Here is an 11,508-nt window from a genome sequence, read left to right as displayed (position 1 = left end):
CTCGCGCGAAATCTGCGCAGGCCCGTGCGGAAAATCGCGGCTCAGCGCTCCAGGAAATCGTTGCGGTCGAAAAGCGCCACCAGCGCGATGCCTTCCTTGGCGAAGGCGGCTTCCGCCCCTTCGAGACGATCGACGATGGTCACGACCTTGCGCACCTTGGCGCCGCGCTCGCGCACGGCGGCCACGGCCTTGAGCGAGGAGCCGCCGGTGGTGGTGACATCCTCCAGCACGATCACGTCGGCGCCGTCCCGGAACTGACCGTCGACCAGCTTGTTGGTGCCGTGGCCCTTGGGCTCCTTGCGCACGAAGAAGCCCTTGATCGGGCGCTTGGCACCCGCGCTCTTGACGCAGACGGCGGTTGCGATCGGCACCGCGCCCAGCTCGAGCCCGCCCACATACTCCACCGCATCGTCGGCGATGGCGTCGAGGATGAGCTCGCCCACCAGCGAGGCGCCCTCGGGATCGAACAGCGTCTTCTTCATGTCGAAGAAGACGCTGCTCTGGGCGCCCGAGGCGAGCTTGAAATCGCCGCCGGTCAGGAGCGATTCGCGCTTGATGATGGCCTTGAGCCTGTCGAACTGGGCCTGGGTCTGGGGCTTGCGGCGGACGAGCGCCATGGGGGTTGATCCTCCGGAAAATCCGCGCCACAACCGGGGCTGCGGCGGGTTGCTGTCTGTCGCGCGCCATTCGGCAATGGTCGGCAACAATCGGCAGCAACCTACACGCGGCGCCCTCGCTCTGTCATGAGGGTGCGGCGCATTTTCCAGGGGAAACCAGGCTCCGTCCGATGCTCGAGAACCGCCCGCCCCGCGATCATCGAGAGCCTGCCGGCAACTCGCAAGACAAGGCGGGGCCGGAAGGGCCCGAGGATCCGGCCGCCCTGATGGCGGCGGAAGGCGGCGCCACGCCGCTGATGGCGCAGTATCTCGCCATCAAGGCGCAGAACCGCGACTGCCTGCTGTTCTACCGGATGGGCGATTTCTACGAGCTGTTCTTCGAGGACGCGGTCAAGGCCTCGGCCGCCCTCGATATCGCGCTCACCAAGCGCGGCAAGCATGACGGGCAGGACATCGCCATGTGCGGCGTACCGGTTCACGCCGCCGACGCCTATCTGGCCCGCCTGATCCGCCAGGGCTTCAAGGTCGCGGTCTGCGAGCAGATCGAGGATCCGGCCGAGGCGAAGAAGCGCGGCGCCAAGGCCGTGGTGAAGCGCGACGTCATCCGCGTGGTGACGCCCGGCACCTTGACCGAGGACACGCTGCTCGACGCCCGCCGGCACAACTACCTCGCGGCGCTGGCCGATGCCGCGGGCGGTCTGGGGCTCGCCTGGCTCGACATCTCGACCGGCGATTTCCAGCTCCAGGCCGTGGAGCCGCGCGACCTCGCGGCCGTGCTGGCGCGGCTTTCGCCGGGCGAGCTCCTGGTGCCCGAGCGGCTGCTGGCGCAGGCGGCGCTCAAGGAGCAGCTCGCCGATTGGACGCCGATCCTGTCGCCCCTGCCCTCGAGCCGCTTCGACAGCGAGGCCGCGCGCAAGCGGCTGGAGGCGTTCTACGGCGTCAAGGCGCTCGACGCCTTCGGCAGCTTCGAGCGCGCCGAGATCGCGGCCGCGGGCACGCTCATCGACTATGTCCAGCTGACCCAGCGCGGCAAGCTGCCGCGTCTCTCCGCACCCCGGCGTCTCGCGCGCGGCTCGGTGATGGAGATCGACGCGGCGACGCGGCGCAACCTGGAGCTGACCGAGACGCTGTCGGGCACGCGCGAGGGCTCGCTCATCGCCGCGATCGACCGCAGCGTCACCGGTGCCGGCGCCCGCGCGCTCGCGGCGGCGCTGGCCGCGCCCTCGACCGATCCCGCGATCGTCGGGGCCCGGCTCGACATGGTGGAGCGGCTGGTCTCAGGCGCGGCGCTGCGCGAGGATCTGCGGGCCCTGCTGCGCCGCGCGCCCGATATCGAGCGGGCCCTGTCGCGGCTGATGCTGGGCCGCGGCGGTCCGCGCGACCTGGCCGCGCTCAAGGCGGGTCTCGCCGTCGCGGGCGAGGTCCGCCGGTTGCTGGAGCGCGAAGCCGACCTGCCCTCGGGGCTCGCCGCCGCCGCGCGCCATCTGGGCGACCATGCGGCGCTGGTGGGCGAGCTCGAGCGGGCGCTGGCGCCGGAGCTGCCGGTCATCACGCGCGACGGCGGCTTCATCGCGGCCGGATTCCATGCCGAGCTCGACGAGCTGCGCAATCTGCGCGACCACAGCCGGCGCCTGATCCTCGAGCTCGAGGCGCGCTACCGCAACGAGACCGCCACGCCTTCGCTCAAGATCCGGCACAACAACGTGCTGGGCTATTATGTCGAGGCCACCGCCACCCACGCCGACAAGCTCAAGGAGAACCGCCTCTTCATCCATCGCCAGTCGATGGCCTCGGCGATGCGCTTCACCACGGTCGAGCTGGGCGAGCTCGAGCGCAAGATCGCGTCCGCCGCCGACAAGGCGCTCGCGATCGAGCTGCAGCTGTTCGAGGCGCTGGTGGAGCGGGTGCGGGATGCGGGCGACGCGGTCGCCGAGGCGGCGCGCGCGCTGGCGCTGATCGATCTGACGGCGGGTCTGGCCGAGCTCGCGGCGGAGCGCGGTTATTGCCGTCCCGTCGTCGCGGAGGATCAGGGCTTTACGATCGCCGCCGGCCGCCATCCGGTGGTCGAGGCGGCGCTCGAGGCCAAGGGCGAGACGCGCTTCGTGCCCAACGATTGCGATCTGGGGCCGGAGCGCCGGCTCTGGCTCCTGACCGGGCCCAACATGGCGGGCAAGTCGACCTTCCTGCGCCAGAACGCCCTCATCGCGATCCTGGCGCAGATGGGGAGCTTCGTGCCGGCGGCCCGCGCCCATATCGGCGTGGTGGACCGCCTCTTCAGTCGCGTGGGCGCGGCCGACGATCTCGCCCGCGGCCGCTCGACCTTCATGGTCGAGATGGTCGAGACCGCGGCGATCCTCAACCAGGCGGGCCCGCGCGCGCTCGTCATCCTCGACGAGATCGGGCGCGGCACCGCCACTTTCGACGGGCTCTCCATCGCCTGGGCCACGGTCGAGCATCTGCACGAGGTCAATCGCTGCCGCGCGCTCTTCGCCACCCATTATCACGAGCTGACCTCGCTCTCGGCCAAGCTCGCCGCGCTCGCGCCCTACACCATGCGGGTGAAGGAATGGCAGGGCGAGGTCGTGTTCCTGCATGAGGTGGCGCCGGGTGCGGCCGACCGTTCCTACGGCATCCATGTCGCCAAGCTCGCCGGATTGCCGGCGGCGGCGGTGACGCGCGCGGAGGAGGTGCTGACGCTGCTCGAGCAGGGCGAGCAGGCGGGCGCGCTCGCGAAGCTCGCCGACGATCTGCCGCTTTTTTCGGCAGCGGCAACCCGCCCGCCGCGGAGCGGCCCGCCCGCGCCGAACGCCGTCGAGGAAGCCCTGAAGGCGCTTCATCCCGACGAGCTCAGCCCCCGGGAAGCGCTCGAAGCGCTCTATCGTCTCAGAAGCCTGCTGAGTTCCTCCTGACCCCTACCGCAGCGGTACACCCCGCGCTCGCCATCCGATAGCGTCGGCGCGGTTGCGCCAAACCGCCGCATCGGCGGGATATGCGCCGGTATAGCGGGCGCCCAACGATTCCCCGCATTAACCGCCCCGCAACCTCCTCTCTGCGATCACTATCGAAAGATGTAATCGCCCGGCAAAGGGGGACCGGGCTTTCTTCCTCCATCGAACGGATCTGGATATGCGCTCGCTTTCCCATATTCGCATTGCGCCTCTTCTCAACGGGTTGTTCGCCATCCTCCTGCTGATCGTGCTGGCCCTCCTGGCCCAGAACGTGGTCCAGGCCTTCTCCAAGCAGCGCCAGGCCGCGGTCGCGGTCGAGACCGCCACCACGCTGCGCCATGTCTTCAACGCGCTGCAGGCGGCCCGCGTCGAGCGCTCCACCTTCCGGCTGGCCCTCACCGACGAAGCGGCCGTCAGCGACAAGCGGCGCGCCGACATCGAGGGCTTGCGCGACAATTATCGCCCGGCGATCGAAGGGATTCTGGCCGCCTGCGCCCATATCGATTGCGGCGACGGCATTCTGCAGACGCTGACGGACCGGGCCGCCAAGGCGGACAAGCTGCGCGGCGAAGGCGATACCGCCATCCGGTCGACACTCGACCGGCGCCGCACCGGCCTCGAGAAGGAATGGATGACCGCCATCACCGACGTCATCGAGACGCTCGAGGATATCTCGAGCAAGCTCGGCGCCCGGATCCGGCAGGTCGATCCGCTCATCGCCGAGCAGGTGGCGCTCAAGGATCTGGGGTACGTCATCCGCGCCGCGGCCGGGCTCGACCGCAACCTGGTCGGCGACGGGATCAAGGCCGGAAGTTATGTGCCCGAGACCTATGCCGGCGCGCTCGTCCAGCGCGGGCAGATCGACGGCGCCTGGCCGCTGGTGCAGGAGATCGCTGCGCGTCCGGGCGCACCGGCCGGTGTGGTCGAGGCCGTCGCCGACGCGCAGAAGATCTATTTCGAGGGGATCCGGCCGCTCGAATCCGAGATCGACAAAGCGCTCGCCGCGGGCCAGCCCTCGCCCATCAGCCGCGACGACTGGCAGTCGAAGACCAGCGACTCCTTCAAGGCCCTGGTCGCGGTTCCGGTCGCGGCTCTCGATGTGATCGTCGATCACGCGGACGAGATGGAGGCCGAGGCCGATCGCGGCCTCATCCTCAGCGCCGCCCTGTTCCTGGGCGCGCTGATCCTCGGGCTCGCGAGCTTCCTCGCCGTGCGGATGCGCGTGGTGCGCCCGATCGCCTCGATCACGGCGGCGATGCGCCGGGTGGCCGATGGCGACCTCGCGGGCGAGGTGCCCTATGAGGGCCGCCATGACGATATCGGCGATCTTGCCGCCGCGCTCGTGGTGTTCAAGCAGAACGCGGCGGAGCGCGAGAAGGCCGAGGCGCTGAACCGTGCCGAGCAGGAGCAGAAGGAGCTCCGCCGGCGCGCTCTGGAGACCCTGGTGCAGGGCTTCGACGGCACCGTCACCGGCATCCTGCAGATCGTGTCCTCGGCGGCGGAGGAGCTGAACGCCACCGCGCGGAACATGAACCAGGTGGCCGAGAACGCCGCGCGCCAGGCGAGCCAGTCGTCGGCTGCGGCGCAGCAGACCTCGACCAACGTCCAGGGTGTCGCCTCCGCAGCCGAGGAGATGTCGACCTCGGTCGCGGAGATCGCGCGCCGGGTCGACGAGAGCGCCAAGATCGCGGCCTCGGCCGTGGCCGAGGCGGATCAGACCAACGGCATCGTCGCCAACCTCGCCCACTCGGCCGGCCGCATCGGCGAGGTGGTGAACCTCATCAACGACATCGCCTCCCAGACCAACCTGCTCGCCCTCAACGCCACCATCGAGGCGGCGCGCGCGGGCGAGGCGGGCAAGGGCTTCGCGGTCGTGGCCTCGGAGGTGAAGAGCCTCGCCAACCAGACGGCCAAGGCGACCGAGGAGATCTCGGCGCAGATCGGCGAGATGCAGGGCGCCACCAGCGCCGCGGTCGATGCCATCAAGGCGATCGGCGGCACGATCCAGCGCATCAACGAGATCACCACTGCCATCGCCGCCGCGGTCGAGGAGCAGAACGCCACCACCACCGAGATCGCCCGCAATGTGCAGCAGGCGGCCGCGGCCACCGATTCGCTCAATGGCGGCATTCGCGAGGTCAGTCAGTCGGCGGCCCAGGCGGGCAGCGCGGGCGATCAGGTGCTCGGGGCGGCGCAGGAACTGGCGCGCACGGCCGACCAGCTCAGGAGCGAGATCGAAGGCTTCCTCATCCGCGTGAAGGTGGCCTGAGCCGGCGGCGAAACGGATCAGGGGAGGCCGGTCGGGGCCCTGGACCCATCGGGTCCGGGGGCCCGAGGTTCGGTCGGCGATCCTGACTCACGAGGGCGGTGCCGGTGCCGCCATCTCCATCTTGCGCGGGCTGACGCTCTTCTCGCCCATATACATGCGCAAGACCATCTTCTGCCAGTTGGCGCGATAGGCCGCCATGTCGGCAACGCGGATCAGCGCCTTGGTCTGGACCTCGTCGCGCTGCGGGCTCCTGGGCGCGCTGCCGAAGATCGGGAAGCCGATGCCGAAGCTCGGCTGCACGCCGGAGCTGGAGCCGCCGCTGACGCCCACCCCCATATTGAAGCCGGAAGGACCGCTCTCGGTCGCCTGGATGAACTCGCGGTCGAGCTGATAGGCGTCGATCACGCTGCCGTCCGGCGCCACCAGCTGCACCCGGTCGGCGGGCTGCGCGTCGCGGATCGAGACCTCGATCGTCTGCGGCCGGTCGATCAGGAAGCGGGCCGTGACCGGCAGGTAGATGCCGCCGGCACCCTGCGGAATCGAGGGCGCGCCCGGCGTGTTGTCGGGGTTGGCGGGCGGGGCGATGTTCTGGGGCGGCGGGGCCGGCGCCAACGGCTGCTGCGCCAGGGGTGCCGCCGGCTGGGCCGGCTGGGAGCCCATCGGCACGGTGTTGAGGCTGTCATAGGCGGTGGTGTTGGCGGACTGGCCCGGCCCCGTGACCTGGCTCGGGGCGGGCGGCGGCGTGTCGTCGGCGCAGGCCGCCAGCGCCATGCCGGCCAGGAGCGCCAGGGCGCGCAGCGGTCGCATCGATCGGTCGAAAGGAAGAGGCGGCATGGGTCTGGGCCTGACCGGCGAAGGCATGGGGCCGGACCCGCTATGGAATTCCGGGCCTGCCATCACCAGTTGGTGTCAAACGTCTGGCGCGGCAATGGGTTCCGGCTGCGGGCGACGGCGCCACGGGGTGACGATCTTCGCGCCTCCGGCGCAAAAGAGGAAGACGGTCGAGGAACCAGCTCCCTCCCGATTTGGCCGGGACCGGCCCCTCATGCGATAATCATATCTTGGTTTTTTTGGCCTTTGGTGTCGCTTGCCGCTTCGCACGCGGCCGTCACCTTCGGAACAAGGTCCCCTGGAACAGGGCATGGGCGAGATCTCCGATCCCCGCAAGGTCATCGACCGGCGCCGGCTGACGCTGGAGCTGACGACGCTGGCCGATGACGGCAAGCTCGACGAGGCCGCGGTCGCCAAGGCCCTCAAGGAGGCGATGGCGGCCGGCCGCGAGGAGGTGCGCCGGCGCTTCGACGCCACGGGCGACGGCCGCATGGCGGCCCGCGCTCTGTCCTACCTGATGGACCAGATCATCCGCGCGCTGCACGACACGGCGACGCAGCTGGTCTTTCCCTTGGCCAATCCCTCCACCGGCGAGCGCCTTGCCGTGGTCGCGGTCGGCGGCTATGGCCGCGGCGAGCTCGCTCCCTTCTCCGACATCGATCTCCTGTTCCTGCTGCCGTACAAGCGCACGCCCTATGTGGAGCAGGTGATCGAATACATGCTCTACCGGCTCTGGGACCTGGGCCTCAAGGTCGGCCATTCGGTGCGCTCGGTCGACGAGTGCATCCGCCAGGCGAAGGGCGACCTGACCATCCGCACGGCGTTGCTGGAAGCGCGCTACATCTGGGGCGAGCAGTCGCTCTATCAGGATCTGCGCGCCAAGTTCCTCAAGCAGATCGTGGCCGGCACCGGCCCCGCCTTCGTCGAGGCCAAGCTCGCCGAGCGCAACCAGCGCCACAAGCGCATGGGCGATTCGCGCTACTCGCTCGAGGCCAACATCAAGGACGGCAAGGGGGGCTTGCGCGATCTCCACACGCTGTTCTGGATCGCGAAATATCTCTATCGCGCCGAGGACGTGGCGACGCTGGTCGAACGCGGCGTCTTCACCGCCGAGGAGGCGCGCCAGTTCGAGAAGGCGGAGGCCTTCCTCTGGTCGCTGCGCTTCCATCTCCACTATCTGGCGAACCGGCCGGAGGAGCGGCTGACCTTCGACCTGCAGCCCGAGCTCGCGCGGCGCATGGGCTATACCGACCATGCCGGCTCGCGCGGCGTCGAGCGGCTGATGAAGCACTACTTCCTCGTCGCCAAGACGGTGGGCGACCTGACGCGCATCTTCTGCGCCGTGCTGGAGGCGCAGCATCAGAAGCGCTCGCTCCTGGCGCGCGGCTTCGCGCTCTTCCAGCGCGACATCGAGGGCTTCCGCGTCGATGGCGACCGGCTGGCGGTGGCCGATCCCAAGGCCTTCGCCAAGGACCCGGTCAACCTGCTGCGCCTGTTCGAGGTGGCGCAGCGCCACGATCTCGACATCCATCCGGCGACGCTCCGGCTCGTCACGCGCAACCTGAAGCTCGTGGATGCGAAGCTGCGCGCCGATCCCGAGGCCAACCGCCTCTTCGTCGCGATGCTGACCTCGAAGAAGGGGCCGGAAGTCACGCTGCGGCGCTTGAACGAGGCCGGCGTGTTCGGGCGCTTCATGCCGGATTTCGGCCGTGTCGTGGCGCAGATGCAATACGACATGTATCACCACTTCACGGTCGACGAGCACACCATCTTCGCCATCGGCATCCTGTGGAAGATCGAGCAGGGGCTGATCAAGGACGAGGTGCCGATCGCCAGCGAGGTGGTGCATCTGGTGCAGTCGCGCCGCGTGCTCTATCTGGCGGTGCTGCTGCATGACATCGCCAAGGGGCGCGGCGGCGATCATTCGGAGCTCGGCGCCGACATCGCGATCAAGCTCGGGCCCCGCCTCGGCTTCAGCGACGAGGAGACGGAAACGGTCTCCTGGCTGGTGCGCTATCACCTCGTGATGAGCAACACCGCCTTCAAGCGCGACATCGACGATCCCAAGACGATCCAGGATTTCGTCGCGACGGTGCAGTCGCTGGAGCGGCTGCGGCTGCTGCTGGTGCTGACCGTCGCCGACATCCGCGCGGTCGGGCCCAAGACCTGGAACGGCTGGAAGGCGCAGCTGCTGCGCGATCTCTATTGGCGCGCGGAGGAGCTGATCTCGGGCGGGCTCGTGGCACTCAACCGCGAGGAGCGGGTCAGGACGGCGCTGGAGGAGCTGCGGACGGAGCTCGCCGACTGGAGCGACGAAAGCTTCGCCCATCACGTCGCGCGCGGCACGCCCTCCTACTGGCTCGCCTCCGACAAGACGACGCTGGCCCGCCAGGCGCGCCTGGTCGATCGCGCCGAACGGCTGGGTCAGGCGCTGGCCCTCGACATGCGGGTCGATCACTGGCGCGCCGTCACCGAGGTCACGGTCTATACCGCCGACCGGCCGGGGCTCTTCGCCCGGCTCGCCGGCGCCCTGGCGCTCGCGGGCGCCAGCATCGCCGTCGCCGACATCTTCACCCTCACCAACGGCAAGGCGCTCGACACCTTCCAGGTCCAGGACGCGGAGGGGCACGAGATCGAGCGCCCGGAGGATCTGGCGCGCATCCGCGACTGTCTGGAACGGCTATTGGCCGACGACTCGGCCACCTTGCCCGACCTGGTGTTTCCGCCTTCGCCCTTGGGCCGGCGCACCGAGCTCTTCAGCGTGGCGCCGCGCGTCCTCATCGACAACAAGGGCTCGGCCGAGCACACCCTGATCGAGGTCAATGGCCGCGACCGCCGCGGCCTGCTCTACGGCCTGACCCGGGCGCTGGCCGCCCAGAAGCTGCAGATCACCTCGGCCAAGGTCTCGACCTTCGGCGCGCGCGCCGTCGACGTGTTCTATGTGAAGGACAAATACGGCCTCAAGGTCGAAGGCGATGCGCGCCTCAAGCCCATCCGCGACGCGCTCATGGCCGTGCTCGAGGAGGGCGAGGGCAAGCCGGCCAAGACGGAAGCCACGGCACCTGCGCCCGGCAGCGACTCGGCCGCGGCGGAGTAGGGCGCCACGGCTTGCCGAAAATCGCCGTAATCGGCTAGAGACTGGGCTTCACCCCGCGAACCAGCCGCAGAGACCCTCTTTGCCGATGACGATCCCGCAAACCGCCGCTCCGCTGCCCGCCGGCATTGCATGGCGCTGATCGGCTCGATCGTCAAAGTCGGCTCGCTCACCGGCGTCAGCCGGGCGGGCGGCTTCCTGCGCGACATCCTGATCGCCCATGCGCTGGGCACGGGGCCCGTGGCCGACGCCTTCTTCGTGGCGATGCGCTTCCCCAACCTGTTCCGCCAGATGTTCGCCGAAGGCGCCTTCAACTCGGCCTTCGTGCCGATGTTCGCGGGCAAGCTCGAGCAGCAGGGTGCGGCCGCGGCCAAGGCCTTCGCCGAGCGGGTGCTGGCGGTGCTGCTGTTCTGGCTGCTGCTCTTCTCCATCGCGGCCCAGCTCGCCATGCCCTGGCTCATGCTCGTCATCGCGCCGGGCTTCACCGACGATCCGGAGAAGTTCGGCTATGCGGTGCAGTTCACGCAGGTGACCTTCCCCTATCTCCTCTTCATGTCGCTGACGGCGCTCCAGGGCGGCATCCTCAACTCGCTGCACCGCTTCGGTGCGCCCGCGGCCGCACCCATCCTGCTCAATGTCGTGATGGCCGGCGCCTTGATCTGCGTGGTGCCTTTCACCGGGCGTCCCGGCCTGGTGCTCTCCTGGTCGGTCGCGGCCTCGGGCCTCTGCCAGTTCCTCTGGCTGGTCTTCTCCTGCAACCGCGCCGGCATGGCGCTGTGGCTGCCGATGCCGCGGCTCGACCCCGAGATCAAGCGGCTCCTGAAGCTCATGCTGCCGGGGCTGCTCTCGGGCGGCGTCACCCAGATCAACATCGTGGTCGGCACCATCATCGCCACCAGCTTCCCGGCCGCGGTCTCCTATCTCTATTACGCCGACCGCGTGTTCCAGCTGCCTCTGGGCGTGATCGGTGCCGCGGTCGGCGTGGTGCTGCTGCCGACGCTGACGCGCTCGCTGCGCGCCGGCCGGCACGACGTGGCGATGCACAATCTCAATCGCTGCATCGAGTTCTCGATGTCGCTGATCATCCCGGCGACCCTGGCGCTGCTGGCGATCCCGGTCGCGATCATGACCACGCTCTTCGAGCGCGGCGCCTTCGGGCCCGAAGCCAGCCGCGCCTCGGCCTGGGCGCTCGCGGCCTTCGCGGCGGGGCTGCCGGCCTTCGCGCTGGTCAAGGCCTTCGCGCCCTGCTTCTTCGCGCGCGAGGACACGACCACGCCCTTCCGCGTCGCGGTCATCGCGGTCGTGACCAACATCGCCCTCAGCATCGCGCTGTCGCAGACGATCGGCTTCATCGGCATCCCGATCGCGACCACGCTGGCGACGACGCTCAACGCCACCCTCCTGGGCGTTAGGCTCTGGCGGCTCGAGCATATCGTGCTGGATCAGCGCCTGAAGCGCCGCCTGCCGCGCATCTTCGCGGCCAGCCTCGGCATGACCGGCATCCTGCTGGCGACCACCTGGGCGATCGATCCTTTCATCGCGGCTGGCGGCTGGCTCCGGCTCATCATGCTGGTGGTGCTGGTGGTGGTGGGCCTCGTCGCCTATGCGGTGCTGGGCCTCCTCTTCGGCGCCTTCGAGCGTGCCGATTTCTCGAAGGCGCTGACGCGCCGCAAAGGCAATGGCGCCGCGGCGCAGCCGGCTCCTGCGGCCATCTCCGACGCGACGCCCGGCGGCGAGAGCTGAGATCCC

6 protein-coding genes are annotated in these 11,508 nt (G+C 69.4%); 4 read left to right on the top strand and 2 right to left on the bottom strand.

Annotation, left to right across the window (positions count from 1 at the left end):
• Positions 1-41: 41 nt before the first annotated feature.
• Positions 42-617, bottom strand: a complete 576-nt coding sequence (gene pyrE, locus FRZ61_RS24605; protein ID WP_151120293.1) for an orotate phosphoribosyltransferase — start codon at positions 615-617, stop codon at positions 42-44.
• Between the two features lie 266 nt (positions 618-883).
• Between pyrE and mutS the strand changes: the two genes are divergently transcribed.
• Both mutS and FRZ61_RS24595 read left to right on the top strand, forming a co-directional pair.
• A complete protein-coding gene (gene mutS, locus FRZ61_RS24600; RefSeq protein WP_151120974.1) occupies positions 884-3,526 on the top strand; it encodes a DNA mismatch repair protein MutS in 2,643 nt (880 codons plus the stop codon).
• Between the two features lie 217 nt (positions 3,527-3,743).
• Positions 3,744-5,834, top strand: coding sequence for a methyl-accepting chemotaxis protein (locus FRZ61_RS24595; protein ID WP_151120292.1), 2,091 nt, complete (start codon positions 3,744-3,746; stop codon positions 5,832-5,834).
• Between the two features lie 87 nt (positions 5,835-5,921).
• On the opposite strand, the gene FRZ61_RS24590 is transcribed toward FRZ61_RS24595, so the two are convergent.
• A complete protein-coding gene (locus FRZ61_RS24590; RefSeq protein WP_151120291.1) occupies positions 5,922-6,641 on the bottom strand; it encodes a hypothetical protein in 720 nt (239 codons plus the stop codon).
• Between the two features lie 334 nt (positions 6,642-6,975).
• Between FRZ61_RS24590 and FRZ61_RS24585 the strand changes: the two genes are divergently transcribed.
• Together FRZ61_RS24585 and murJ are read left to right on the top strand one after the other, a co-directional pair.
• A complete protein-coding gene (locus tag FRZ61_RS24585) occupies positions 6,976-9,762 on the top strand; it encodes a [protein-PII] uridylyltransferase (RefSeq protein ID WP_151120290.1) in 2,787 nt (928 codons plus the stop codon).
• Positions 9,763-9,891: 129 nt separating this feature from the next.
• On the top strand, positions 9,892-11,502 hold the full coding sequence (gene murJ, locus FRZ61_RS24580; protein WP_151120289.1) for a murein biosynthesis integral membrane protein MurJ: 1,611 nt from the start codon (positions 9,892-9,894) through the stop codon (positions 11,500-11,502).
• Positions 11,503-11,508 lie beyond the last annotated feature (6 nt).

Origin of the sequence: Hypericibacter adhaerens (assembly GCF_008728835.1) — a bacterium.
GTDB classification, from domain to species: Bacteria; Pseudomonadota; Alphaproteobacteria; order Dongiales; family Dongiaceae; genus Hypericibacter; species Hypericibacter adhaerens.
This window is presented reverse-complemented; position numbering and strand designations above follow the sequence as displayed.

Bases quoted from the DNA above. Each gene is read 5' to 3' on its own strand.
- pyrE (WP_151120293.1), bottom strand. From the start codon at position 617: ATGGCGCTCGTCCGCCGCAAGCCCCAGACCCAGGCCCAGTTCGACAGG.
- mutS (WP_151120974.1), top strand. From the start codon at position 884: ATGGCGGCGGAAGGCGGCGCCACGCCGCTGATGGCGCAGTATCTCGCC.
- FRZ61_RS24595 (WP_151120292.1), top strand. From the start codon at position 3,744: ATGCGCTCGCTTTCCCATATTCGCATTGCGCCTCTTCTCAACGGGTTG.
- FRZ61_RS24590 (WP_151120291.1), bottom strand. From the start codon at position 6,641: ATGCGACCGCTGCGCGCCCTGGCGCTCCTGGCCGGCATGGCGCTGGCG.
- FRZ61_RS24585 (WP_151120290.1), top strand. From the start codon at position 6,976: ATGGGCGAGATCTCCGATCCCCGCAAGGTCATCGACCGGCGCCGGCTG.
- murJ (WP_151120289.1), top strand. From the start codon at position 9,892: ATGGCGCTGATCGGCTCGATCGTCAAAGTCGGCTCGCTCACCGGCGTC.